Origin of the sequence: Jiangella alkaliphila (assembly GCF_900105925.1) — a bacterium.
In the GTDB taxonomy this organism is placed as follows: Bacteria; Actinomycetota; Actinomycetes; order Jiangellales; family Jiangellaceae; genus Jiangella; species Jiangella alkaliphila.
The window spans coordinates 5,660,631-5,685,048 of sequence record NZ_LT629791.1; the positions used below are offsets into that span (position 1 = coordinate 5,660,631).

Consider the following 24,418-nt stretch of genomic DNA (forward strand, 5'->3'; position numbering starts at 1 on the left):
GTGGCCGAACAGACGGCCAGGGGGGCACCAATGCCTGAACGCCACGTGATGGCTCCGCTGCGTCGGTGGCTGATCCAGCCCGGTTCGCCACCGAAGGTGATCGCCATCCTGCTGCTCATCCTGATGGCGAGCATGGTGGCGCTACTCACCGTGCGGAACGAGGCGCCCCCGACAATGGCGGCGCAACGATCATGGAAATTCCGGCTCGTCCGGTGACCAGCGGAGATGCCACCGGCTCGGACCCTGCCTGGAGCATCCTCTGACCAGAGCACACGCGCCACGCGGTGGATCCCAGCACGTCGCAGTCTGTGCCTCATCCCGCGACGGGTCGTCGACGATCTCAAGCTCGTCAGGCCGGAATACTCCAACGCCCGTCCGCGGAAATTCCACATGCACGTCACCGTTGCGGTCCAGGGCTATGAGGACCTGACCGACAACGGCACGAGGATCAGGGCGGGTAGGGTCCTCATCAACCATCTCTGTTGCCAGCACCCCCACCGGTCTGACGAGCATCCCGACCTCGAACCTCGCCTCAGCCATCTGAGCGTTCATCCGGGGCGGAGACGGCCGGCTCATCCCCATGTGGGCGGCCGGCCACCCTCGCTGCGCGAACGCCGGCGCGGCCTGTGCCAATGCCGCTCTCGGCCGCCGCGGCCTCGGCCTTGGCGTCCTCGACGGCGGCCGCGGCCTGCTGGGCGACCTGATGCGCCGCGGCGGCGGCATCACCGGAGGGCACGCCCCCTGCCGTCAGCTCCCGGTGCTCGTCGTGGTCGAGCTCGGCCGGCGCCCTGCCGTCGCCGTCACCGTCGCCGTCATGGCTGCCGTCGTGGTTGCCGGACGCCTGAGCGGCGCCCGAGCCGGAGTGGTCGCCGAAGGCGCTGGTGACCGTGCGGATCGCCTCGGTGAACTCGCCGGGGATGACCCAGAACGTGTTGTTCTCGCCGCCGGCGAGGTGCGGCAGCGTCTCGAGGTACTTGTAGGCCAGCACCTTCGGGTCGGCGTCGTTCTGGTGCACCGCCTGGAAGACCCGCTCGATGGCGCGCGCCTCGCCGTCGGCACGCAGGATCATCGCCTGCTGGTTGCCCTGCGCCTCCAGGATCTCCTGCTGCCGGGTCCCCTCGGCGGTGAGGATCTTCGACTGCCGCTCCCCCTCGGCGTGCAGGATGACGGCGCGCTTGTCGCGCTCGGCCCGCATCTGCTTCTCCATGGCCTCCTTGATGGTGGACGGCGGATCGATCGCCTTGATCTCGACCCGGTTCACCCGGATGCCCCACTTCCCCGTCGCGTCGTCGAGCACCGTCCGCAGCTGGGCGTTGATCACCTCACGGGAGGTGAGCGTGCTCTCCAGGTCCATGCTGCCGATGACGTTGCGCAGCGTGGTGACGGTCAGCTGATCGATGGCCTGCAGGTAGTTGGCCACCTCGTAGGCCGCCGCGCGGGGGTCGGTGATCTGGTAGTAGAGCACCGTGTCGATGTTCACCACCAGGTTGTCCTGAGTGATCACCGGCTGCGGCTGCGACGTGAACACGTGCTCGCGCACGTCGAGCTTGGTGTTGATGCGGTCGACCATCGGGATGATGAAGTTCAGCCCGGGTTGCAGCGTCGTGCGGTAGCGGCCGAATCGCTCGACGTTGTAGCGGCGCGCCTGAGGCACCACCCGCACCGTCGAGGCGACCCCGAACGCCACCACGGCAGCGAGGACGATGATGAGCACCAGCAGTTCCATGTGTCCTCCGTCGTCGTGTCAGGGCAGCAGTTCCCGCGGATAGACGATGGCCGTCGCGCCCTCGATCTCCATCACGTCGACCACCGAACCGGCCGGGATCACCTGGTCACCGTCCAGGACGCGGGCCGACCAGGTCTCACCGGCGAGTTTGATCAGCCCGCGGTCGGTCGTGACGTCCTCGATCACCACGGCCCGCTTCCCGACCAGCGCATCGCTGCCCTCGCTGGTCAGCGGTGGGTGACTCATGTGCTGGCGAGCGATCGGCCGGACGACCAGCAACCCGGCGGCGCCGGCGAGCGCGAACGCCGCGATCTGCAGCAGCCACGCACCGCCAAGCCCCGCGACGACGGCCGCGACCAGCGCCGCGCCGGCGAGCATGCCGAGAGCGAACGTCAGCGTGAAGAACTCCGCCGCGCCCAGCATCGCAGCCACCAGCAGCCACACGATCCACGACATGGAACCGACCTCCCGGACATCCAGGACGGTTACCACCAACCTAACTCGCCGGACCCCAGTCCCAGGTGGACGGCGGCCGGATCGTGATGGACGTGCCCTGGACACTCTGGCCGGTCGGGAGGCTGACCGGGGCCTGCGCCGTCGGGCACACTGGCCCTGTGCCCACCGTGTACAAGAGCCCGCGCGGCCAGTTCGCGGTGCAGCAGTGGTGCTCGGACACCCTGGCGCGCGCAGACTTCCCCCTCGCCACCGCGAGCGTGGACACCAGCGTCGGTCGCGTGTCGCTCGTGTCGGCCGGGCACCGGACCCCTCAGGTCGTCGTAGTGCCCGGCACGAACTTCAACGCCGCGGTGACCCTGCCGTGGCTGCGGGCGTTGTCGGATCGGTGGGCGACCACCGTGGTCGATCTGCCCGGCCAACCCGGACTCAGCGACCCGCACCGGCCGCGGTCCGGCCGCATGGCCTGGTACGGCCGAGTCCTCGACGAGGTCCTGACGGCCGCCGATCTGAACCGTGTCGTGCTCGTGGGCAACTCCCTGGGCGCAGCGGTCGCCCTGGCCGCCGACTCACCCCGGATCGCGGTTCGCGCACTGATCTCCCCGGCCGGTGTCACCCGTCTCACCGTGGACCCGACGCTGGCACTGGCCTCGGCGCGCTGGCTGGTGCGTCCCACAGCCGACCACGCTCGCCGCATGCTCCGATCGTTCGTCGCCCCCGGCGAGGAGCCGCCCGAGACCGAAGTGGCATGGATGACCCTCGTGGCCACCCATTGCCACACCACCCTCGCCCCGCCTCCCCTTCCGCCCGAATTGCTCACCCGCCGCACCAACCGGCCCTGCATTGTCGCCGTCGGCGAGCACGACCGGTTTCTCCCGCCCCAGCGGCTGGGACCGGCACTGGCGCGGACCATGAATCTCGACCTGCGGGTCCTCCCCGGCATGGGCCACCTGACGACCCCGAGCCACCTCGACGACGTGGTGCCGCTGGTAGCCGAGGTCGCCGACCAGCCGCTGGGCTGACCACGTGCGCAGACCAAACAGCCCGAATCCGTAGGATGGACATGGTGCGCCGGGAAGTCTGGTCGGCAGTCGATGCCCCGACCCCTGAGGAGCACCCCTATGACTCAACAGCCTCGCCGCACACCCCTCCTCTTCGGACGGGGCTCGTGGGTCGAGGCACACCGCATCGCGGACATCCTGCGCAAGGAGACCATCGGCGGCGCGCTGCTCCTGGCCGGCGCCGTCCTCGCCCTGGTATGGGCGAACTCGCCCCCATCCGATCTGTACGAGTCGATCCGCGATTACCGGTTCGGGCCGGAAGCACTGCATCTGGACCTGACCATGGCCGCCTGGGCGTCGGACGGCATGCTCGCGATCTTCTTCTTCGTCGCCGGACTGGAACTCAAGCGAGAGTTCGTCGCCGGCGACCTACGATCCCCTCAGCGCGCCGCGGTGCCGATCGCCGCGGCCCTCGGCGGCGTCGCGATCCCCGCCATCATCTTCACGCTCATCAACCTGCAGGACGGCGGCGCACTCGAGGGATGGGCGATCCCCACCGCCACCGACATCGCCTTCGCCCTGGCCGTCCTCGCCGTCGTGGGACGCAGCCTGCCCACGGCGCTGCGGACGTTCCTGCTCACCCTCGCCGTGGTCGACGACCTCGTCGCGATCATCATCATCGCCGTCTTCTACACCAGCAGCCTATCCATCGCGCCCCTGCTCGGCGCGCTCCTGCCGCTGGCGGTCTTCACCTGGCTGGTCCAGAAGCGGGTGCGCTCCTGGTGGCTGCTGCTGCCGCTCGCCGCCGCCACCTGGACACTGGTGCACGCCTCCGGCGTCCACGCCACCGTCGCGGGTGTCATGCTCGGCTTCGCCGTGCCGGTGCTGCGCAGCCAGCAAGCCGGCGGCCCCGAAGCCGGCCCGGGCTTGGCCGAACACTTCGAACACCGGTTCCGGCCACTCTCCGCCGGCGTCGCCGTGCCGATCTTCGCTTTCATGTCCGCCGGTGTCGCCATCAACGACCAAGGCGGCGGGCTTGCGACATCCCTCACCGACCCGGTGGCGCTGGGCATCATGGCCGGGCTCGTCATCGGCAAACCCGTCGGCATCATGACCGCCACCTGGCTGGTCAGCAGGTTCACACAGGCCCGGCTCGACCCCAGCCTCACCTGGACCGACGTGTTCGGGCTGGCAATGCTGGCCGGCATCGGCTTCACCGTGTCGCTGCTCATCGGAGAACTCGCCTTCGGCCTCGGCAGCGAACGCGACGGTCACGTCAAACTCGCCGTCCTCACCGGTTCCCTGACCGCCGCGATCCTCGCCACCGTCGTGCTGCGGATCCGCAACCGCGCCCACCGGCTCATCCAACTCGCCGAGACCACCGACACCGACCGCGACGGCATCCCCGACATCTACGAACACGACGAGCTCCCCGACGACGGCTCCGACCGTCCTGCAAGCCCCGCATCCGAGAAGACCGCTGGGACCTGACGCTGGTCGTCGTGACGCCATAATGGATCGCAGGTGGCCAGCTCTCGACGTGGCGTCCCTCCCCCGTGGGGTCGTCCCGACCGGAGCTGGCCACCGCCTCCAATGCGCCGCGCAGGAACCCCTGGGCGCTCACAGCGGCGACCGTCATGGCTCGCCGGCTGCGGCGAGAGCAGACGAGCACGGCGCGGACCTGGCGGTGGACCTCGGTGACTTCTGGTTCGAGGTCGAGTCTCATGAGGGCCGAGGTGATGTGTTTCTCCACGGCACGCCCGGTCAACGCCAGTCGGACGGCGACGGGCCGTGGCGTCCTTGTCGGCGCGGCAGTAGACGGTCTTGCCGTCGCGGCGCGAGGTCAGGATGCCGCCGCGAGGCAGGAGCTTGAGTCGCTAGAGCCGCGTCTCCGCGCCCACGGCGAACTCGCGGACCTCGGCGTCGGCGTCGGTGATGCGCGCTGCCTGCTCGTCGCCGGTGCCGTCGCCCCGGAGCGCGTCGAGCGCCTCCCTGCGTCTCCCAGCGCTCGTGGACGTTGATCCGCTCCGGGTCGACGAGGTCGGCTCGACAGGCCTCACCGAGATAGGCGAGGATCTCGACCTCGCGCTCGATGAGAGTGCTGACCAGTTCACGGGCATCGCCGTGAGCCGACGCCGTCCGCGGCTGCGGTGACGGGTGGCGGAGGTGGGGCGTCCGCCACGCCGCCTTGGTGGGATACGCGACCCCGCAGGTCAGCCGGCGATGCCAGCGGCACTGTGGTTCACGGTTTCGTAAGGTCCACAAGTTCGCGTGCAGGGGATGATGCCCGTGTCCGTCTTCGCCTCGGAGGTTCTCTCGTATGCGTCCACGATCGACTGCCCTGGTCGGTGCCGTCCTGCTTTGTCTGTCCGCATGTGGATCCGTCGACAACGGCGACGAGCTCAATGCATCGCCGCCCACGGCGTCGGCCACGACCGACCCCATCCCGGCCGCGACGCCGGAACCAACGACGCCCGCGCCGCCGGCGCAGACCAGCCCAGCTGCACCGGCCGTGGCCCTGCCAGAGGAACTGGACTTCACCGCGCCCACCGTAGCGGGCGGCACATTCGAGGGCGCGAGCCTGCTCGGCCGTCCCGCTGTGCTCTGGTTCTGGGCGCCGTGGTGCCCGGTGTGTCAGCGTGAGGCACCGCTCATCGCCGACCTCGCTGGGCAGTACGAGGGTCAGGTGGCATTCGTGGGTGTGGCCGGTCTGTCCGGTGACCTCGCCTCGATGGAGGACTTCATCGCCGACGGCGGCGTCGACGCCATCCCGCACATCGACGACCGCGACGGCGACGTCTACACCCGGTTCGAGGTGACCCAGCAATACGACTTCGGCCTCGTGTCCGCCGACGGCACCGTCGAGGTGATCCGCGGGCCGCTGGGAGAAGACGAGATCGTGGCCGCGGTCGAGCGCCTCGCGGCCGGCTGACCATGCCCGACGTCCCATTCCAGTTCGCGCTGCTGCTCGGCATGGTGGCGGCGCTGAACCCGTGCGGCTTCGCGCTCCTTCCCACCTACCTGACCCTCCTGGTCGCCCAGGGCGGCGCGCCCGGCCCGAACGCAGCGCTGCGGCGCGCCACCGTCATGACGACCGCCATGACGGCAGGATTCATCCTCGTGTTCGGCGCGTTCGGCCTGATCGTCGTGCCCGCGGCCGTGTCGGTCGAGCGGTTCCTGCCCTGGGCAACCGTCGTGATCGGCATCGGCCTCGTCGCGCTGGGATGCTGGCTGCTGTCCGGCCGCGACCTGGTCGTCCGGGCGCCACGGCTCGCGGGCAACGCGCCGACACACTCGCCATGGTCGATGACCGGCTACGGCATCGCCTACGCCATCGCCAGCCTGTCCTGCACCATCGCACCGTTTCTGGCGCTGGCGACATCGACCTTCTCCGGGCCGGGCATCCTCAGCGGGCTCCTGGCATTCGTGACCTACGGCCTCGGCATGGGCTTGGTCGTCGGCGTCCTGGCGATCACCGTGGCGCTGGGCAGCGACGCGGTGCTGCGGCATTCGCGCCGGCTGCTGCCGTACGTGTCGCGGGTCAGCGGCGCGCTCCTGCTTCCCGCCGGAGGGTACGTCACGTACTACGGTATCTACGAGTTGCGAGTGAACGCGGGCGGCGGCCTGGACGACCCGGTGATCGACACCGCGCTGGCGATCCAGGCCACGCTCAGCGGCTGGGCCACCGACCTCGGGCCTGCCCGGGCCACCGCCGCCCTCGCGTTGGTCGTCGCCGCCGGCCTACTCGCCGCGCGGCTGACCCGCCGTCGGGCGCGCCGCCACACCACACCCGATCATCGGATCAGCTGACGACAGGTTGGCAGTCACGGCAACCCGCCGGCCGGCCACACCAGACGGCGACCGGTTCGCCGGTGCGCTTGAGCATGTGCCGGCTGGCCCGTCAGCTTTGCCTGCGGGTTGGACTCGTCGAATCTGAGTCGAATCACATCGACGGACTGTGCTCGCAAGGCGTCGTAGTCCGGCTCACTGGCGGAAGCGTGTCACGATGGTCCGCGGCGGAACCACCAGGAACCGGCCACCGATGTCGAGAACCGCACGGCCGAACCGTTGTCCGCACCATCGGCCAGGCAAGAGATTCCCACAGCGTGATCGCACGACGCGTGCAGATGGCACGATCAACGAGAAACCTCCCGGCGTCGCCGAGTTCACGGTGGCCAGTGACGGCAATGCGCAACTCGGCGCGTCGCGGGCCGTCTCCGCAAGCAGATCGGCGACGTCGAACATGAACGGAGCGGTTGGCCACGAGCCCGGCGACCTCAGTGGAGCGGCAGCTCGGCCATCGCGGGCCGTCCGGCCGGCACGAGCGCCCACGCGACCATTCCAGCGACCACGGCAGCGCCGGCGCCGGCAGCGAACGCGCCCGTGAACCCGTCCGTCCCGGCCGCCCCGGGAGCCAGGTCCGCCGCGGCGATACTCGACGCCAACGCGACCCCCAGCGCGGCGCCGAACTCGTGGAACGTGTTGACGATCCCGGATGCCAGCCCGGCGTCGTGGTGGTCGACGTGGGCGAGGGCGGTGGTCGTGGCGGTGACGAAGCCGCTGCCGAGACCGGCCGTGGCGACGCTCATCCCAGCCACCAGTAACGCGGTAGCGGCTGAACCGCTGTGCCGCGTCGTCGCCACGGCCGCCAGCGCGAGCCCGGCGGCCGCGACTGTCAGCGCGACCGCCGCGATGCGCCTCGGTCCCACCCGGCCGACCGCCCGTCCACCCACGTGCGCCCCGGTGGCGACCGCCACCGCCACCGGAAGGAACAGCAGGCCGGTGGTCAGGGCGCTGTAGCCGCGGACGTGCTGCAGGAAGAACGAGCCGAGGAAGAACGACGAGATCAGCAGCGCCGTCAGGACCAACATGAGCAGGACCCCGGTCAGCACAGGCCGGCGGGTGAGGATCCACGGGTCGATGAGGGGTGCCCGCAGCCGCCGCTGCAGCGCGCCGAAGACGGTGTAGAGGACCAGCGCGACCGCCGCCGGCACGACGGTCGATGCGCCGGTCCAGCCGTCGTCGCCGGCGTTGACCAGGCCGTAGATCAGGGCTCCGGTCGCCGCGGTGACGAGCACCGCCCCCGGCACGTCCAGCCGCGGCGGCCGCATCCCGCCGTCGACTGGCCGGCCCGGCGACGCGTCGTGCGGTGGCATCAGCCGCATCAGCAGGGCCACCAGCACGATGCCGACCGGCACGTTCACGTAGAAGATCCACGACCAGCCGGGGCCGGCCGTCAGCAGCCCGCCGACCAGCACGCCGGCCGCCGACCCGGCGCCACCCAGCGCGGCCCAGACGCCAAGGGCACGATTGCGCTCGGTGCCCCTGAACGTGGTCGCGACGACCGACAGCGCGGCAGGGGAGAGCAGCGCGGCAGCGGCACCCTGGACGACGCGGCCACCGATCAGCGACTCCGCGTTCCACGCCAACCCGCTGACCAGTGACGCCGCCGTGAACAACGTCAGCCCGGCGAGGACGACTCGCCGGGCGCCGAACAGGTCCGCCAGCCGGCCGCCGAGCAGCAGCAGTCCGCCGAACATCAGCGTGTACGCCGAGACCACCCAGGTCAGCGAGCTACGCGAGAGCGACAGCTCCGCGCCGATGTCCGGCAGCGCCACCGCTACCACCGTCACGTCGAGCACCAGCATGAACTGCGCGACGCCGAGCAGAGCGAGCAGCCGCCAGCGATCGGCAGCGGGCGGATTCGTGAACATGATCCCCCTAATCTGAACACCTCTGTCTGACTTATGCACGGTACACTAACTCGAACACGTGTGTTCGACAAGGCGGGAGAACGGATGCCGGTCACGACGGGGAGGCGCGCTGACGCCCAGCGCAACGTCGCCGCGATCCTGGACGCCGCCGCGGAGTGCCTGGTCCGCGATCCGGACGCGAGCGTCTCCGACATCGCGGCGGCCGCCGGGGTGGGCCGGGTGACGCTCTACGGGCACTTCGCCTCACGCACCGACCTGGTCGACGCGGTGTTTGTCCGGGCCGTGGCCCGGGCACACGAGGCCCTTGACGCCGTCGACCTCACGGGCGACGCGCGGGCGGCATTGGCGCGGCTGGTCGCGTCTAGCTGGCGGGTGATCGACGAGTCGCGGTTGCTGCTGGTCGCGGCGCAGCACGCGTTGCCCCCGGAGCGGATCCGCGAGCTGCACGAGAACCCGATGGGGAGGGTCCGCTCACTGCTCGAGCGCGGCCGGGCCGCCGGCGTGTTCCGGTTCGACCTGCCGGCGGACTGGCTGGTCGCGGTGTTCTACACGGTGATTCACGGCGCAGCGGACGAGCTCGGCGCCGGGCGGCTGGCTCCCGACGCCGCGGCCGACACGATCACGGCCACCCTGCTCGCGGCCTTCACCCCGCCCGGCGCCCCCGTCCCCGGCTGAGAGGCGGATGGATGGGGCACGTCGCTCGGCTGGGGGCGCAGCTCGCTCGTCTGGGACCGAACGTCAGCCGGATCGGGCACCGCTGCGGTGCCCCAGGCGAGTGAGGTGCACCTGCGGCCTGACACAGCGGCAATGGAGCAGCAGGGGCCGGCCAACGGTGCGAACCCAACCCATGTGAGCCCGGGCGAACGCCCCCCGGTCCATCCGCATCCTCACCAGAGGTCGAGGGCTTGGGACGAGACATGGGCGCAGCTACGGGCAATCGCTTCTGCAGGCGACAGCAGGTCGAGGCGGGCTGCCAATATCCGGCCGCCGACGATCGTCGCGTCGGGCCGACCGAAGCAGTCGGCCCGCCCGTTCCTTCGCCCGCGACCGCCTCGTGCCCGCACAGTGACAGGTGGATGAACCTCGCTGAACGCGAAGCCTGGCCGGCGCGTACCCCTTAGTGTCAGACCCCTTGCCACTCGGAGGAACAATGCCGCAGTCCATCTCGTCCGTCGTGCGCATGGCCGCCACGGTCGTCGAGGCGCTCGGTCCGCAGCGGGTCGGCTGAGGTCACGCGGGCGAATGTGTGCAGCGTGCGTGCCGATGGTGGGCGACGCCACGGGGAAAGCGCCGCCCACCACCGCTCCGGGTGAGCCTCATCGAAGGCGAGCCGGCGCGGCCCGCCCCCCTTGACGGCCGCCCCGACTCGCTCGTGGACACAGCGCCCGCACAGCGGGTCGCAAGGTGTCCGAAAGCGGACAATAGCTGCCCGGTCGCCCCATCGCCACCGGGCACCGGCCGAGCCAGGTGCGAATCGATCCAGGTCGCGATGGCGACGGTCACCCCGGCCGGCGCCGCGCTGTGTAGGCGGGTCGGGTCACTGCTCCGGGGCCGCAGCTGAGGGACAGCTGACGTCGCTGCCGGGTGTGGCGGTGGGTGGCGTGTCGTCGGGTGCCGCGAGGAGCGCCGCGTAGTCGGAGGCGCCGAGTGGTCCGGTAGCCAGCTCGCCGTCGGGCAGCGGCACTTGGAGCTCGCCCTGGTCGCGGAGGAGCTCGACCCGGCTGACGCCGGGGATGGAGGTGACCGAGAGGACGACCTGGGCGGCCGCGAGGGTGACGCGGCCGGCGCCGATCGCGTCGTTGGGCGAGACCTGGAGCCGTGCGGTGTCTCCGTCGAGTTCGAGGAGGGTGACCCACTCCTCTGGTGGAAGGGCGGTGCCAATGCCGGCGACCCGGTCCTCCTCAGGCGGGCCCGCCACCAGCTGCTCGAGGATCTCCTCGACGACCTCGGCACGCGTGGCCACGCAGTAGCGGGCCGGGGTTCTGGCCACCAGGTGCTCGGTGGGGTCGACCCAGTACAGGTGGGCCGTCAGAGACTGCTCCGGGGCCGGCCCGGCGGACGGTGTCTGTTCCGGGTCGTCCAGGAGTCGATACGGCACCTCAGCGGCGTCGATGACTCGGACGGCGTCGTCGGACGGGACGCCGCACCCGGCCAGCGGACAGAGCAGCATGGCCAGCACCGCAGCGGAGGCCGACACCAGCCTCGTGGTTCGTCTCGTTGCGTGCGCGGTCACGGCAACCCTCCGGACGCGGGGAGGGAGAAGACGAAGTCGGCGCCTCCGGCAGCGCTCTCGCGGCACCACACCGAGCCGCCGTGGACAGCGACGGTCCGCTCGACGATGCTCAGCCCGAGTCCGCTGCCGCCGTTGGCGCCCCGAGCGCCGATACGGGCGAAGCGTTCGAAGATGCGCTGCCGCTCCGCGGGATGCACGCCAGGACCGGCGTCCTCGACGTGAATGTCGACGAACCGGCCACGGGACGCGATCCGGATGGCGGTCAACCCGCCACCGTGGGTGTCGGCGTTGCGGATGAGGTTGGACAGCGCGCGGCGGGCCTGGAGCCTGTCGACCCGTACCCGCAGGTGTACCGCATCGGGCTCGGTCGTCACCACCGCGGTCGGCTCGTCCTTGTCCGTGTCCACGATGATCGCGGACCGGGTGTCGGCGACGGCCAGGGCGACGAGATCGGTCACGGCGACGGACTCCCACTCCGATTCGCGGACGCCGGAGTCGAGTCGGCCGAGGGCGATGAGGTCCTCCAGCGCTTGACGGAACCGCTCGAGTTCGGTGCTCATCAGCTGGACCGCGAGCGCGGACGACCCCGATAGCCCGGGCGTGCCCTGCAGCACCCCCAGCGCGGTGGTGAGGGTCGCCAGCGGGGTACGCAGCTCGTGGGCGACGTCCGCGGCGAAACGGGCGTCACGCTCGATCCGCTCGGTGACGGTGTCGACCATGTTGTTGAACGACCCCACCAGGGTGGCCAGGTCGGGGTCGTCGACCGGGTCCAGTCGGGAGGCGAGGTGGCCGCCGGAGATCCGGGCGGCGGCGACCGTGACCTGGTTGAGCGGGCGCAACACGCCGCGCGCGGCGTACCAGCCCAGCAGCGCGCCGGCCAGCGTGGTGATCAGCGCGGACACGATGAGTGCGGTGCGCAGGGTGAGCAGTGTTCCGTCGAGCTCCTCGGCGACGATGACCTCGTAGTACTCCGCATCCACCGCGGCCAGCGGGATGCCGACCACGATGGCGGGCGGATCCGTCGCCCCGGTCCAGCTCAGGCCGGCCGACCCGGCGACGACGGCCCGGGCGACGTGCTCGGTGACCGCATGGCCCTCCTCGGCCAGGCCGGAGGAGTACCACTGCCCGCCGGTGCGCACGTAGGCGATGGTGCGGTTCGGCAGCGCGATCGCGTCGAGCACATCGACCACGCTAGCGCCGGAGGTGCGCAGCCCGTCCTTGGCCAGGGCGGCGTTGGTGTAGGCCTGCTGCAATGCTGTGCGCTCGCGTTGCTCGATCAGGTAGTGCCGTGCCGAGAGCTACGTACCCAGGGCAAGGATCACGCTGATCAGCAGTGCCCCGGCGGCGAAGGCGCCCAGCACCGAAGAACGAAGTCCGCGCGGCACCAGCCGTGTCCTCACTGTGGATCCAGCCGGTAGCCGAGACCGCGGATCGTGAGGACAAGTGCGGGCGCGCCGGGGTCCTGCTCGATTTTGGTCCGCAGCCGCCGAATGTGGACGTCCACGATCCGCTCGTCACCGAAGTGCCCGTCGGTCCACACTTGCGACAGGAGGCTGCCGCGGGCCATCACCTTTCCGGCGTTCTCTGTCAACGTGTGCAGGAGTTTGAACTCGGTATAGGTCAGATGCACCTCCTCCTCGCCGCGCCTGAGCGTGGCCGCAACCGGGTCGAACACCAGCGGACCGTACCGGGAGTCCAGCACCACTGCGCTGCCCGCGTCGGGCGCCTCGTGGGCGGCGATGGCCGGCCGTCGCAGCGCGGCCCGTAGCCGGGCTTGGACCTCGGCGACGTCGAAGGGCTTGCGGATGTAATCGTCCGCGCCTGCCTCCAGGGCCGTGACCACGTCCCGGGCAGCGTCCCTGGCGCTGATCACGATGATCGGGGCGGTCGCGTCCGGCCGGGCACTGCGGATGAAGGTGAACCCGTCTAGACCACCCAGCATGAGGTCGACCAGCATCACGTCCACGTGCTCAGCGCGCACAAGGGCCAGCGCCGTCATCGCGTCGGCCGCCTCGACGACTGTGTACCCGTCCTGCTCCAGCACCAGCCGCAACGACGTGCGCAGGCCGTAGTCTTCCTCCAACACGAGCACCCGCCTCGACACATCCGGCATCGTCTCACCGACCCCGGAGGCGTATACCTGCCTCGGCGGCCCCGGCCGGCATTGTCATGGAATTGCAAAGCAGCCGTCAGGACACCTCCACCTGGCCAGGGCAGCCTGTGCGGATGCGTCAGAACGCCCACCCACCGCGCCCGCAGCGGGGGCCGGCCCGCCCAGCGGTGTTCTACACGCGGGGCGACTCGGCCGTCGTGCCCCTGTCGGACCAGACCTTGCGCGAAGGCATCCACGACCTGCGCTGGCGTCTGGAGGAGATGCTGGCCGACGGTCCGTCCGCGCTGGTCGTCGACGTGTCCGGCCTGACCAGACTCTCGTCTCCGACCATCGCCGCGCTGCTGTGGACCAAGCGGCGCTGCTCCGCCCGCGGGGTCCGCGTGATGCTCAGCCACCCAGATCAGGCCATGGCGGGACTCCTGCACCGCACAGGTCTCGATGACGTTCTGGACATCCAACCTCCCCTCGATTCGGCCCTCGGAAGGGCAACCCGATGAGTCACCACACCCTGCGCGAGCCCGCTGTCCACGACGGCACCTACCCCCCTGGAGCCGTCGACCTGATCACTCCCCAGGAGGCGATGGACAAGGTCCATGCCTGGACGGACTCCCGGGTCGTCGGCGAGCGTGCCGCCACCCGGCTGGAGATCCTTGCCGCCTTCGGCGTGCACCTGGGCATGTCGGCCAGGCCGAGGGAGATCACCGTGGGGCTCGCCTGGCGCACCCCGGTCTGCGTGGAGCTGACGATCGCGTGGTCACCGTCCGGCAACGGACCTGGTGACCCCGATCCTCCCGTCGCCGACGCCCTCACCGTGCTCACCAAGGAATGGTCCCTCGATCACACCGGTGACACGGCAGAACTGGTGTGCATCGTCGAGGACACCGGCAATGCCGGCCGCAGCGACCAGACCGACGGGAGACTGGACCATACGCCATCCCGCCCGGTGGTCCCGTCCGTCGCGTGGCAGACGAACGAAAGGTGAGGGCGTGACCGCGGCACGCGCGGAAGGACTGTTCAAGGTCTTCGGCCGAGACGCCGACGACGCCGTTCAACGGCTCCGGGCCGGCGCCGGCCGCGCTGACGTCGTCGCGCAGGGTGCGACCCCGGCGGTGATCGACGCGAGCTTCGAGGTCCGGCCGGGCGAGATCTTCGTCGTCATGGGACTCTCCGGCTCGGGCAAATCGACGCTGATCAGGATGCTCAACGGCCTGCTCGAACCGACGGCCGGCCAGGTCCACGTCGACGGCGTCGACCTCTCCGGCATCGACGCGGCCGAGTTGCGCCGGCTGCGGCAGCAGAAGATCAGCATGGTCTTCCAGCACTTCGCCCTGCTCCCGCACCGCACCGTCGCCGAGAACGCGGCCTACGCGCTGGACGTCCAGGGTGTCAGCCGGGTCGTGCGGCGAGCACGAGCCGCCGAGGCGCTGGAGCTGGTCGGCCTGGACGGCTGGGAGGACCGCTATCCGGCCCAGCTCTCCGGCGGCATGAAGCAGCGGGTCGGGCTGGCCCGCGCGCTCGCCGCCGGCAGCGAGATCATGCTGATGGACGAGGCGTTCTCGGCGCTGGACCCGCTGATCCGCCGCGAGATGCAGGACCAGCTGCTGGAGCTGCAGGCGCGCCTGGGCAAGACGGTCGTCTTCATCACCCACGACCTCAACGAGGCCATGCGGCTCGGCGATCGCGTCGCGGTCATGCGCGACGGCCGGATCGTGCAGGTCGGGACGGCGGAAGAGGTGCTGCGCGACCCCGCCGACGACTACGTCGCCCGGTTCGTCGCCGACGTCGACCGCACCCGCGTCCTCACGGCGGCCGATGTCATGGTGCCGGCCCCGGTGGAGGTCAACGGGTCGGCTGGACCGTACGTGGCGCTGCACGGCATGCGCGGCAAGCGGCTCAGGGCCGCGTTCGTCGTCTCCCGGGACCGGAGGCTGCGCGGCGTCGTGCGCGACGAGGACGTCGTCACCGCCGTCAACCGGGGCGACTGCATGCTGGAGCCGATCGTGACTGACCACGTGGCTGTGGTCCGCCCGGACACGCCGCTGGCGGAGCTGTTCGCGGCGTCGGCCGGGTCGGACCAGCCGCTCGCGGTGGTCGACGGCGACGGCCGGCAACTGGGCGTCATCCCGCGGGTGACCCTGCTCGACGCGATGGCCAGCCTGGCGCAGGCGCTGCCCGAGGCGGAGGTGGTCCGGTGAGCGAGTCCTTCGACCCGCTGGACCCGCGCCTGGAGGTCGGCACCTGGATCTCCGACGCGTTCGACTGGTTCACCGAGACCTTCCAGCCGGTCCTCGACGTCATCGGCTCCGTGCTCGAGGGCGCCTACAACGGGGTCTTCGACGTGCTCAGCGCGCCGCCGTTCCTCGTCATGATCGCGCTGTTCGCCGGGCTCGGCTGGCTGGTGCGGTCGTGGCGGTTCGCCGTCGTCACCGTCGTCGGCTTCTATCTCGTCGCGGCGATGGACCGCTGGGACGGCGCCATGCAGACGCTGTCGCTGGTGCTGGTGGCCGCGTTCATCGCGACGGCGATCGCGGTGCCGCTGGGCATCTGGGCGGCGCGGTCGCAGCCGGTGAGCAACGTGCTGCGGCCGGTGCTCGACTTCATGCAGACGATGCCGCCCATGGTGTACCTGATCCCGACGCTGGGCGCGTTCGCCATCGGCGTCGTCCCCGGGATGATCTCGACGATCGTCTTCGCGATGCCGCCGGGCGTCCGGTTCACCGAGCTGGCGATCAGGCAGGTCGACACCGAGGTGGTGGAGGCCGGCCAGGCGTTCGGGTCGTCGCCGGCGCGGATCCTGCGGCAGATCCAGCTGCCGCTGGCACTGCCCACGATCATGGCCGGGATCAACCAGGTCATCATGCTGTCGCTGTCGATGGTGGTCCTCGCGGCCATGGTCGGCGCGGCCGGACTGGGTCTGGACGTGGTGTCCGGCCTGCAGTCGCTCAACGTGGGCCGCGGCGTAGAGGCCGGTCTGGCCGTCGTCGTGCTGGCCATCTATCTGGACCGCGTGGTCTCGGCCCTGGCCGACCGCGCCCCGGTCGTCCGGGCGTCGAGAGTGCGCGCCTGAACGTCGCTTCACGAGTAGGTCCTCGAACCCAGAGTGCCTGGTAGTCGAATACAGAGGAGTCTCAATGAGGAAGTCAAGCCGCTTGCGTGACCGGCGGGGCGGAGGTGAATACCCGGTTGTCGCGCAGCAGGGCCCACAGGACGCTGGCTCGTCGGCGGGCCAGGGCGATGATGGCCTGGACGTGTTTGCAGCCCTGGCTGCGTTTCTTGAGGTAGAAGTCCCGGTTCGGTCCTTCGCGGATGATGCTTGTCTGCGCGGACAGGTAGAACACTCTGCGCAGGCGGCGGTTGTAGTGCTTGGGCCGGTGGAGGTTGCCGGTGCGACGGCCGGAGTCGCGCGGGACCGGCACGAGACCGGCGGCCGAGGCGAGGTGGCCGGCGTCGGTGTAGGCGGACAAGTCGCCGGCAGCGACAACGAATTCCGCCCCGAGGATCGCGCCCATGCCAGGCAGGGACTCAATGATCTCGGCCTGCGGATGCGCGCGGAAGGTGTCACGGACCTGCCGGTCGAGGCGGGTGAGCCGGTCGTCCAGGGCGAGGATCTGGGTGGCCAGGTCGGCGACGATCTGCGCGGCGACGTCCTGGCCGGGCACGGTGGTGTGCTGGGCCTTGGCGGCCGCCAGGGCGGTGGCCGCGACCGCGTCCGCGCCGCGCACGCCGCGGTTGGTCAGCCAGGCTGTGAGCCGTGCCCGGCCACGGCGGCGGATCGCGGCCGGGGTCTGGTAGCCCGTCAGCAGCACCAACGCGCCCTTGTGGGCGGAGTAGTCAAAGGCCCGTTCCAGAGCCGGGAAGACGCCGGTCAACACGTCACGGAGCCGGTTGATCATCCGCACCCGGTCGGCCACCAGGTCCGTGCGATGGGCCGTCAACAACGCAAGGTCGGCCACCAGCTGGGCGGGCACGTCGATGGCGGCGAAGTCCCGGCGCTGCCGGGACGTCTCGGCGATCACATAGGCGTCTCGGGCGTCGGTCTTGCCCTCGCCGCGGTAGGCCCCCGACATGCGGTTCACGGTCCGGCCCGGCACGTAGACGGCCCGCTGGCCGTGCGCCGCGAGCAGCGCCAGCAGCAGCGCGGACGACCGACCAGAGATGTCCACCGCCCAGCGGACCTCGCCGGCCAGATCAAGGATCTCCCCGAGAGCGGTCAGGATCGCCGCCTCGTCGTTGTCGATCTTCTTCGACCACAAGGCCGTGCCGGTCTCTGAACCGCCTGTAAGTGTTCGTGGCGGCTGGCCTGGGGCTGGCTGGCAGGGTTAGCGCCCGGTCGCTCGGCGCCCGGTGTGACTCCTGAATCGCCTGTAAGTGTTCGTGGCGGCTGGCCTGGGGCTGGCTGGCAGGGTTAGCGCCCGGTCGCTCGGCGCCCGGTGTGACTCCTGAATCGCCTGACCCCTTCGGGGTGTCATGCCCGGGATCTGTCCATCCGGTGCTGGGTGCCGGCGCCGACCCTGGCCCACCACGATGGCTTGATCAGAAGCATGTCCGCCACGGGGATTGCCGTCCCCGCGGCGTGGCTCGTTACAGGCCCGCCTCGTAGTGACTTCTCACCCCGGGCCGACGCCGGCAACGACGTCCGTCCCAGCGAGTGAAGAGGAACATCGTCTTGTCCAGTGTGACAACCACAGTGGCCGACCTCTACCGGTACGTGGTCGGGGTCGACACCCACGCCGCGACCCACAGCTACGCCATCGTCGCCGCACCCAACGGCGCCCTGATCGACCAGGCCACCTTCCCAACCACCGCGGCCGGTCTGCGACGCGCCCGGGACTGGATCGGTCGCCGCACCGGCGGTGACCTCGACGGCGTCCTGGTCAGCGCCGAGGGAACCGGCTCCTACGGTGCCCTGCTGGGCGACGTGGTCGAGGAGGCCGGCTACCGGGTCGTCGAAGCACCCACGCCCCGACGCGAGCGTGGCCGCGGGAAGACCGACACCCTCGACGCGGTCCTGGCGGCCCGATCCACGCTGGTGATGCCGCTGGCTCACCTGCGGGACCGGCGAGCCGGTGAGATCCAGGTCGCCCTACAGGTGTTGACGGTGGCTCGGGATCAGCTCAACGCCGACCGGCTGCGGTGCATCAACGCGCTCACCGCTCTGGTCCGCAGCCATGACCTCGGCGTGGACGCTCGCCGGGCGCTGACCGGCTCCCAGATCTCTACGATCGCTGGCTGGCGTCGTCGTGACGAATCGCTCGGAGTGGCGACCGCGCGCGCCGAAGCAGTTCGCCTGGCCAAGCGGATTCTCGTCCTCGATGAGGAACTGGCCGACAACCGCAACCAGATCACCACACTCGTCACCGCGCAGGCGCCCGAGCTGCTCGACCTGACCGGCGTCGGCGCGGTCACCGCCGCGGTGATCCTGACCGTGTGGTCCCACCCCGGTCGGATCCGCAGCGAGGCTGCGTTCGCCCAGATCGCCGGCACCTGCCCGATCCCCGCATCCTCGGGCAACACCATCAGGCATCGGCTCAACCGCGGCGGCGACCGGCGGCTCAACCGGGCGCTCAACACCATCGTGCTCACCCGGATGCGCACCGACCCCGACACTCGCGCCTACCTCGAGCGGCGTGCCGGCGAGGGAAAGACACTCAAGGAGATCCGCCGCTGTCTCAAGCGCTACGCCAGTCGCCAGATCTTCCGCACCCTGGCAGCAGCGCACCGACCACCGGAGGCGATGGCCTCAGCGGCTTGACACGACATAGAAGCATCCCGGGATGTCCGGAGACTTTGATGTGCCCCGGGTTTGGCGGTGTCGGGTTGCTGGACAATCGATGTTCCTGTGCCTGTAGGAGGCCTACTTGCCCCGCCGTTATCCGCCGGAGTTCCGTCGGAGAGTTCTTGACCTTGTCGATGCTGGTCGGCCGATTCCGCGGATCGCCCACGACCTCGACCTGAGCGATCAGACGATCTATAACTGGCGTCGTCAGCACCTGATTGATACCGGGCGGGTGTTCGGGATCACCAGCAGCGACCAGGCCGAACTGGTGGCCGCGCGCCGGCGGATCGCCGAGCTGGAGACCGAGCTCGCCATACATCGCCGGGCCACGGAGTTGCTCGACGATGTGGTGCCCCCAAAAGACGGTTCGAGGCGATCGCGGTGATGGCCACCGAGGGTCTGCCGGTGCAGCTGGCCACCCGGGTATTACGGGTCTCCGAGTCCGGCTTCTACGACTGGCGGTCTCGGACGCCGTCGGCGCGATCGGTCCGGCACGCCTGGCTGACCGACACGATCACTGCGATCCACGCCTCCTCGCACGGCACCTACGGATCGCGGCGGGTGCACGCCGAACTCAGCCTTGGGTGCGGCATCAGCGTCGGCCACGGCGCGGTCGAGCTGCTCATGAACAGGGCTGGTCTCAAGGGCCTGCCCGGACACAAGAGCCGCCGGCTTAGGCCGGAAACGCCGACCGCGGCCGACCTCGTCAACCGCGACTTCGCCCGCCCGGCCCGCGACCGGCTGTGGGTCACCGACATCACCGAGCACCCGACCAGAGAGGGCAAGGTCTACTGCGCCGTCGTGCTCGACACCTTCTCCCGCCGGGTGGTTGGGTGGTCGATCGATTCGAGCCAGACCGCGGCCCTGGTGACCAACGCGCTGAGCATGGCCATCGGCAACCGGCAACCCGCCGCCGGCAGCACGCTGATCCACTCCGACCACGGCGTGCAGTTCACCTCTTGGGCCTTCACCCAGCGAGCCCGCGAGTCCGGGCTGGTCCCTTCGATGGGCTCGATCGGCGACTGCTACGACAATGCCATGATCGAATCGTTCTGGGGCCGCATGCAGACCGAACTGCTCAACCGCAAGAAGTGGCGGACCAGGATCGAGCTGGCCAACGCGATCTTCGAGTACCTCGAGATCTTCCACAACCGCCAACGCCGACACAGCGCGCTCGGAATGCTCACCCCGATCGAGTACGAAACACGCCAAACCACCATCCAGCAAGTCGCCTACAATCCAGCAACGCGACTCCACGAACCTCGGGGCACATCAGTCTCCGGACATCCCGGGATGCTTCTATGTCGTGTCAAGCCGCTGAGGCCATCGCCTCCGGTGGTCGGTGCGCTGCTGCCAGGGTGCGGAAGATCTGGCGACTGGCGTAGCGCTTGAGACAGCGGCGGATCTCCTTGAGTGTCTTTCCCTCGCCGGCACGCCGCTCGAGGTAGGCGCGAGTGTCGGGGTCGGTGCGCATCCGGGTGAGCACGATGGTGTTGAGCGCCCGGTTGAGCCGCCGGTCGCCGCCGCGGTTGAGCCGATGCCTGATGGTGTTGCCCGAGGATGCGGGGATCGGGCAGGTGCCGGCGATCTGGGCGAACGCAGCCTCGCTGCGGATCCGACCGGGGTGGGACCACACGGTCAGGATCACCGCGGCGGTGACCGCGCCGACGCCGGTCAGGTCGAGCAGCTCGGGCGCCTGCGCGGTGACGAGTGTGGTGATCTGGTTGCGGTTGTCGGCCAGTTCCTCATCGAGGACGAGAATCCGCTTGGCCAGGCGAACTGCTTCGGCGCGCGCGGTCGCCACTCCGAGCGATTCGTCACGACGACGCCAGCCAGCGATCGTAGAGATCTGGGAGCCGGTCAGCGCCCGGCGAGCGTCCACGCCGAGGTCATGGCTGCGGACCAGAGCGGTGAGCGCGTTGATGCACCGCAGCCGGTCGGCGTTGAGCTGATCCCGAGCCACCGTCAACACCTGTAGGGCGACCTGGATCTCACCGGCTCGCCGGTCCCGCAGGTGAGCCAGCGGCATCACCAGCGTGGATCGGGCCGCCAGGACCGCGTCGAGGGTGTCGGTCTTCCCGCGGCCACGCTCGCGTCGGGGCGTGGGTGCTTCGACGACCCGGTAGCCGGCCTCCTCGACCACGTCGCCCAGCAGGGCACCGTAGGAGCCGGTTCCCTCGGCGCTGACCAGGACGCCGTCGAGGTCACCGCCGGTGCGGCGACCGATCCAGTCCCGGGCGCGTCGCAGACCGGCCGCGGTGGTTGGGAAGGTGGCCTGGTCGATCAGGGCGCCGTTGGGTGCGGCGACGATGGCGTAGCTGTGGGTCGCGGCGTGGGTGTCGACCCCGACCACGTACCGGTAGAGGTCGGCCACTGTGGTTGTCACACTGGACAAGACGATGTTCCTCTTCACTCGCTGGGACGGACGTCGTTGCCGGCGTCGGCCCGGGGTGAGAAGTCACTACGAGGCGGGCCTGTAACGAGCCACGCCGCGGGGACGGCAATCCCCGTGGCGGACATGCTTCTGATCAAGCCATCGTGGTGGGCCAGGGTCGGCGCCGGCACCCAGCACCGGATGGACAGATCCCGGGCATGACACCCCGAAGGGGTCAGGCGATTCAGGAGTCACACCGGGCGCCGAGCGACCGGGCGCTAACCCTGCCAGCCAGCCCCAGGCCAGCCGCCACGAACACTTACAGGCGGTTCACCGTATCTGTTGTGGCAGTACGGCGCTTGTACTGGTGTTAGGGCTGTGGAACCACTTGACGATTTGGTGCGGCGCGCCGCCGACGGTGACGCGGAGGCGTTCGCTGCGCTATTCGAACGGTTCTACGAGCCGCTGTATCGGTACTTCGCCGCGCGGATACCGGACCGGGTGGAGGCAGAGGACATGGCGGCCGCCGTCTTCGTCGAGGTAGCCCGCGGGCTACCCGGCTTCCACAGTGGTGGTGCGGCGTTCATCGGCTGGTTGTTCACAGTGGCCCGGCATGATCTCGCCGATGCACATCGGCACCACCGCCGGCACCGCGTCGATCCGGTCGCCGAGGTGCCCGAACCCGAGGCCGCCCCTGATGTTGCCGAGCAGGTGATCGGACGGCTGGAGGCGCACCGGCTGCGCGCCGCACTCAACCGGCTGACCGGTGACCAGCGCGACGTGGTGCTGCTCAAGTTCGCCGCGGGCCTGTCCAACGAAGAGGTCGCTCGTGCGCTTGGTAAACCCGTATCGGCGGTGAAGAGCTTGCAGCACCGGGCTCTCGCTGCGCTGCACCGCCTTCTGGAGGAACCATGATCAGAGCCAGACGCTTCGCAGCCGGCGACGAGGCTACAGACACTTGCATCGCACGACTCGCCGGCGAACTAAGCGCGGCGTTCGATGCGTCTCCAGATCCCGGGGACGCTCGGGCTGCCAGTCGCATCGCTACGGCCGCGTTTCGGGCAGCAGCGGCCCGGCGACCTCGCCGCGTGCGCATCCTATGGGTGCGCCGTCTCGCCGCCGTCGGCGCGGCCGCCGTGATCACCGCGGCCGGTTCGACGGCTACGGTGTCGGCGATGGACCAGGCACTGCCCGGTGACACGGCCTATCCAGCCAAGATCGTCCTCGAACGTGCCCGCCACGTGTTGACGACCGATCCTGCCGACGAGGCTTCGCTCTACCTGCGCGACACCGAGACCCGGCTGGAAGAACTCGTCCGCGCGCAGAGCACCAAGCGCAACGACGCCATTCCGGACGTCATCGCCGGCTACGAACGTGCCATCGCCGGGCTGCGCACTGCGCTCGCCGACCTAGGCGACGACGCAGCTGCGGCGACAACCGACCGTGCGAACCGCGAACTCCACACCCACGAACACGTCCTGAACGCGCTGCAGGACATCGTGCCAGCCGCTGCCCGACCAGCAATCGAGCGGGCACTGGACAGATCCGCCCCTCGCCCGGCCGCCGATGGGCCAGCCGGCATCACGGAGCTGGACACCCCGCCCACCATCGGACCCGTGCCCGACGGGTCATCCCAGCAGTGCATCAGCGCCGACCGGAGCACCCCCACCATCGGCTCTGACACCACACTCACCTACGACGGCGCGCTTCTCTGCCCTGACGCCGGCACCACCGGCGAGTATGCCCTGGCCGTCTCCATCACCAACGACGCCGCCAGCAGCGCGACGGTCACCGTCGATGACATCCACCTCACCCATACGACGCCGCGCCCCCGAGGCCGCGCCCCCGACGCCACCGCCGACCTCGATGAGGCGCCCATCACCATCGCACCCGGCGACACCGTTGATCTCGAAATCACGGGCACCTACCACCTCGTTAACACCGACGAAGGCGAGAAGGCCAACCTCCACCTCCACCTCACCGGCACCCTCACCGCAACCGACGAATCCTTCACCCTCGCCACCAACGTCCACCTGCGCGGCACCGGAGCGCAAAGGTGATCGACAACGCCCGCAAGCCCCGAGCCGACGACCGATGCGCACGTGAGCACGCTTGAAGATGTTCGGCCCGACACACTGGGTAGCCCTGCAGGCGTATAGGACGACCAGCGGCACCTCGGTCGCGGGCCCGACCTTGGCCCGTTGGTCGCCTGCCGAGGCGACCCGTACGGCGCGAATGCGACGTCTATCCCGTCACTTCCTGGTCACGATTCCGCGGGTGATCACGACGCAGCGCCAGCCGGCCAAATCACCTTCACGGTGACCCTGAGCCGGAGGGCTTCGCGTACGACATCGGCAGGTCCACCGAGCCTGCACGCCGGTCGGCCATTACAGACGGCGACCAATTCGTCAGCACGCTCAAGCATGTGCCTACTGGCCGCCAGATGCGCCTGCGGATCGGACTCTTCGAATCGAAGGCGAACCACATCAAAGGCACGGTTGAGCAGTGCATCGTAGTCGCACCGGCTACTCACCGGTAGAAGGTCGCGGTGCCGATGGAACGACGACCACCAGTCGACCGCCGACGTCGAGGACGGCGCGAGCGAAGACACGATCAGCACCCTCAGCCAGACACGATATCCCCACGAGTCTGTCGATCGTGGCGAGGTGCTTGCGAATGGCGTGGCTGATCAGGCCCGTAGTCGCCTCGTCAAGGCATCGATGACCAGTCACGGCGACACGCACTGCGCTCCTCCCCTCGCTGCCGGGAACCGGCAACCTTCGGATCAGACACGGACCGGCGACGTCCACCACGGTGCCCGACCGCATCCGTGCTCGCAACCTGTGTACGGCTAGGTGAGCCACCGGATTGCGAACAGCTCGATCCGGCTGTCGGATGCCTTGAACGACGTGGTCCTGCAGCGCCAAGGTTCGGAGTCGGCCAGGCCGCGGGAGCTTGCGCGAGATACTCACCGGCGTGAGACAGCGCGGCTTCGCCGTCGAGGACGTGCCCCGGTCAATGTGATCGG

Annotated in this window: 22 protein-coding genes and 2 pseudogenes; 14 read left to right on the forward strand and 10 right to left on the reverse strand. The window is 69.9% G+C overall.

The genetic code is table 11. From position 1 onward, the window contains the following. Positions 1 to 30 precede the first annotated feature (30 nt). Positions 31 to 216, forward strand: a complete 186-nt coding sequence (locus BLV05_RS36045; RefSeq protein WP_152691169.1) for a hypothetical protein — start codon at positions 31 to 33, stop codon at positions 214 to 216. A 316-nt stretch (positions 217 to 532) separates the two neighbouring features. On the opposite strand, the gene BLV05_RS25920 is transcribed toward BLV05_RS36045, so the two are convergent. Together BLV05_RS25920 and BLV05_RS25925 are read right to left on the reverse strand one after the other, a co-directional pair. Further along, positions 533 to 1,726: an SPFH domain-containing protein gene (locus tag BLV05_RS25920; RefSeq protein ID WP_083421384.1), complete on the reverse strand. Its 1,194-nt coding sequence runs from the start codon at positions 1,724 to 1,726 to the stop codon at positions 533 to 535. Positions 1,727 to 1,744: 18 nt separating this feature from the next. Next, the gene (locus tag BLV05_RS25925) at positions 1,745 to 2,182 is read right to left on the reverse strand and encodes an NfeD family protein (protein ID WP_083421362.1); all 438 of its coding nucleotides are present in this window, start codon (positions 2,180 to 2,182) and stop codon (positions 1,745 to 1,747) included. Positions 2,183 to 2,247: 65 nt separating this feature from the next. Between BLV05_RS25925 and BLV05_RS25930 the strand changes: the two genes are divergently transcribed. Continuing rightward, a complete protein-coding gene (locus BLV05_RS25930; RefSeq protein WP_083421385.1) occupies positions 2,248 to 3,201 on the forward strand; it encodes an alpha/beta fold hydrolase in 954 nt (317 codons plus the stop codon). A gap of 99 nt (positions 3,202 to 3,300) precedes the next feature. Next, entirely contained in the window at positions 3,301 to 4,671 is a 1,371-nt protein-coding gene (gene nhaA, locus BLV05_RS25935; RefSeq protein ID WP_083421386.1) for a Na+/H+ antiporter NhaA, read from the forward strand. Positions 4,672 to 5,057: 386 nt separating this feature from the next. Here nhaA and BLV05_RS25940 read toward each other — a convergent pair whose 3' ends face one another. After that, complete coding sequence (locus BLV05_RS25940; RefSeq protein ID WP_046773055.1) at positions 5,058 to 5,240, reverse strand: hypothetical protein; 183 nt, start codon at positions 5,238 to 5,240, stop codon at positions 5,058 to 5,060. 452 nt (positions 5,241 to 5,692) lie between these two features. Between BLV05_RS25940 and BLV05_RS25945 the strand changes: the two genes are divergently transcribed. Next, complete coding sequence (locus tag BLV05_RS25945; protein WP_046773056.1) at positions 5,693 to 6,112, forward strand: redoxin domain-containing protein; 420 nt, start codon at positions 5,693 to 5,695, stop codon at positions 6,110 to 6,112. Positions 6,113 to 6,114: 2 nt separating this feature from the next. Continuing rightward, the gene (locus BLV05_RS25950) at positions 6,115 to 6,990 is read left to right on the forward strand and encodes a cytochrome c biogenesis CcdA family protein (RefSeq protein WP_046773057.1); all 876 of its coding nucleotides are present in this window, start codon (positions 6,115 to 6,117) and stop codon (positions 6,988 to 6,990) included. Positions 6,991 to 7,164: 174 nt separating this feature from the next. Here BLV05_RS25950 and BLV05_RS36050 read toward each other — a convergent pair whose 3' ends face one another. Both BLV05_RS36050 and BLV05_RS25955 read right to left on the reverse strand, forming a co-directional pair. Beyond that, complete coding sequence (locus BLV05_RS36050) at positions 7,165 to 7,425, reverse strand: hypothetical protein (RefSeq protein WP_152691147.1); 261 nt, start codon at positions 7,423 to 7,425, stop codon at positions 7,165 to 7,167. Positions 7,426 to 7,457: 32 nt separating this feature from the next. After that, positions 7,458 to 8,894, reverse strand: coding sequence for an MFS transporter (locus BLV05_RS25955; RefSeq protein WP_046773058.1), 1,437 nt, complete (start codon positions 8,892 to 8,894; stop codon positions 7,458 to 7,460). An 84-nt stretch (positions 8,895 to 8,978) separates the two neighbouring features. Between BLV05_RS25955 and BLV05_RS25960 the strand changes: the two genes are divergently transcribed. Then, positions 8,979 to 9,569 (forward strand): TetR/AcrR family transcriptional regulator, encoded by a 591-nt coding sequence (locus tag BLV05_RS25960; RefSeq protein ID WP_046773062.1) that lies wholly within the window; start codon positions 8,979 to 8,981, stop codon positions 9,567 to 9,569. An 862-nt stretch (positions 9,570 to 10,431) separates the two neighbouring features. Here BLV05_RS25960 and BLV05_RS25965 read toward each other — a convergent pair. The 3 genes from BLV05_RS25965 to BLV05_RS25975 all read right to left on the reverse strand — a co-directional run bounded on the left by BLV05_RS25965 (position 10,432) and on the right by BLV05_RS25975 (position 13,240). Beyond that, positions 10,432 to 11,091: a GerMN domain-containing protein gene (locus tag BLV05_RS25965; RefSeq protein ID WP_083421387.1), complete on the reverse strand. Its 660-nt coding sequence runs from the start codon at positions 11,089 to 11,091 to the stop codon at positions 10,432 to 10,434. 32 nt (positions 11,092 to 11,123) lie between these two features. Further along, positions 11,124 to 12,380 carry an ATP-binding protein gene (locus tag BLV05_RS25970; RefSeq protein ID WP_052763227.1) on the reverse strand — a complete coding sequence of 419 codons (1,257 nt, stop codon included), beginning with the start codon at positions 12,378 to 12,380 and terminating at the stop codon, positions 11,124 to 11,126. A 143-nt stretch (positions 12,381 to 12,523) separates the two neighbouring features. Continuing rightward, on the reverse strand, positions 12,524 to 13,240 hold the full coding sequence (locus BLV05_RS25975; RefSeq protein WP_046773059.1) for a response regulator transcription factor: 717 nt from the start codon (positions 13,238 to 13,240) through the stop codon (positions 12,524 to 12,526). 113 nt (positions 13,241 to 13,353) lie between these two features. On the opposite strand from BLV05_RS25975, the gene BLV05_RS25980 reads away from it, so the two are divergent. From BLV05_RS25980 to BLV05_RS25995, 4 genes are all read left to right on the forward strand, one after another. Further along, positions 13,354 to 13,737 (forward strand): STAS domain-containing protein, encoded by a 384-nt coding sequence (locus tag BLV05_RS25980; RefSeq protein ID WP_052763228.1) that lies wholly within the window; start codon positions 13,354 to 13,356, stop codon positions 13,735 to 13,737. Positions 13,738 to 13,820: 83 nt separating this feature from the next. Then, the gene (locus BLV05_RS25985) at positions 13,821 to 14,222 is read left to right on the forward strand and encodes a hypothetical protein (protein WP_152691149.1); all 402 of its coding nucleotides are present in this window, start codon (positions 13,821 to 13,823) and stop codon (positions 14,220 to 14,222) included. 4 nt (positions 14,223 to 14,226) lie between these two features. Beyond that, complete coding sequence (locus BLV05_RS25990; RefSeq protein WP_046773061.1) at positions 14,227 to 15,435, forward strand: quaternary amine ABC transporter ATP-binding protein; 1,209 nt, start codon at positions 14,227 to 14,229, stop codon at positions 15,433 to 15,435. After that, on the forward strand, positions 15,432 to 16,307 hold the full coding sequence (locus BLV05_RS25995) for an ABC transporter permease (RefSeq protein WP_083421388.1): 876 nt from the start codon (positions 15,432 to 15,434) through the stop codon (positions 16,305 to 16,307). The genes BLV05_RS25990 and BLV05_RS25995 overlap by 4 nt, the downstream gene beginning before the upstream one ends. A 73-nt stretch (positions 16,308 to 16,380) precedes the next feature. Here the strand turns inward: BLV05_RS25995 and BLV05_RS26000 are convergent. Then, a pseudogene (locus tag BLV05_RS26000) lies at positions 16,381 to 17,508 on the reverse strand (IS110 family RNA-guided transposase); the annotation flags it as partial. A 407-nt stretch (positions 17,509 to 17,915) separates the two neighbouring features. Here BLV05_RS26000 and BLV05_RS26005 point away from each other — a divergent pair. Further along, positions 17,916 to 18,992: an IS110 family RNA-guided transposase gene (locus tag BLV05_RS26005; protein ID WP_082155885.1), complete on the forward strand. Its 1,077-nt coding sequence runs from the start codon at positions 17,916 to 17,918 to the stop codon at positions 18,990 to 18,992. A gap of 106 nt (positions 18,993 to 19,098) precedes the next feature. Continuing rightward, a pseudogene (locus BLV05_RS37165) lies at positions 19,099 to 20,231 on the forward strand (IS3 family transposase); the annotation flags it as partial. Between the two features lie 94 nt (positions 20,232 to 20,325). Here the strand turns inward: BLV05_RS37165 and BLV05_RS26020 are convergent. Then, positions 20,326 to 21,411 (reverse strand): IS110 family RNA-guided transposase, encoded by a 1,086-nt coding sequence (locus tag BLV05_RS26020; RefSeq protein WP_152691166.1) that lies wholly within the window; start codon positions 21,409 to 21,411, stop codon positions 20,326 to 20,328. A gap of 357 nt (positions 21,412 to 21,768) precedes the next feature. Between BLV05_RS26020 and BLV05_RS26025 the strand changes: the two genes are divergently transcribed. Both BLV05_RS26025 and BLV05_RS26030 read left to right on the forward strand, forming a co-directional pair. After that, the gene (locus tag BLV05_RS26025; RefSeq protein WP_046772584.1) at positions 21,769 to 22,305 is read left to right on the forward strand and encodes a sigma-70 family RNA polymerase sigma factor; all 537 of its coding nucleotides are present in this window, start codon (positions 21,769 to 21,771) and stop codon (positions 22,303 to 22,305) included. Between the two features lie 188 nt (positions 22,306 to 22,493). After that, positions 22,494 to 23,450: a DUF5667 domain-containing protein gene (locus BLV05_RS26030; RefSeq protein WP_046772583.1), complete on the forward strand. Its 957-nt coding sequence runs from the start codon at positions 22,494 to 22,496 to the stop codon at positions 23,448 to 23,450. Positions 23,451 to 24,418: the final 968 nt, after the last annotated feature.

Bases quoted from the DNA above. Each gene is read 5' to 3' on its own strand.
- BLV05_RS25960 (WP_046773062.1), top strand. From the start codon at position 8,979: ATGCCGGTCACGACGGGGAGGCGCGCTGACGCCCAGCGCAACGTCGCC.
- BLV05_RS36045 (WP_152691169.1), top strand. From the start codon at position 31: ATGCCTGAACGCCACGTGATGGCTCCGCTGCGTCGGTGGCTGATCCAG.
- BLV05_RS25955 (WP_046773058.1), bottom strand. From the start codon at position 8,894: ATGTTCACGAATCCGCCCGCTGCCGATCGCTGGCGGCTGCTCGCTCTG.
- BLV05_RS25920 (WP_083421384.1), bottom strand. From the start codon at position 1,726: ATGGAACTGCTGGTGCTCATCATCGTCCTCGCTGCCGTGGTGGCGTTC.
- BLV05_RS25950 (WP_046773057.1), top strand. From the start codon at position 6,115: ATGCCCGACGTCCCATTCCAGTTCGCGCTGCTGCTCGGCATGGTGGCG.
- BLV05_RS25975 (WP_046773059.1), bottom strand. From the start codon at position 13,240: ATGCCGGATGTGTCGAGGCGGGTGCTCGTGTTGGAGGAAGACTACGGC.
- BLV05_RS36050 (WP_152691147.1), bottom strand. From the start codon at position 7,425: ATGTTCGACGTCGCCGATCTGCTTGCGGAGACGGCCCGCGACGCGCCG.
- BLV05_RS25980 (WP_052763228.1), top strand. From the start codon at position 13,354: ATGCGTCAGAACGCCCACCCACCGCGCCCGCAGCGGGGGCCGGCCCGC.
- BLV05_RS25925 (WP_083421362.1), bottom strand. From the start codon at position 2,182: ATGTCGTGGATCGTGTGGCTGCTGGTGGCTGCGATGCTGGGCGCGGCG.
- BLV05_RS25985 (WP_152691149.1), top strand. From the start codon at position 13,821: ATGGACAAGGTCCATGCCTGGACGGACTCCCGGGTCGTCGGCGAGCGT.
- nhaA (WP_083421386.1), top strand. From the start codon at position 3,301: ATGACTCAACAGCCTCGCCGCACACCCCTCCTCTTCGGACGGGGCTCG.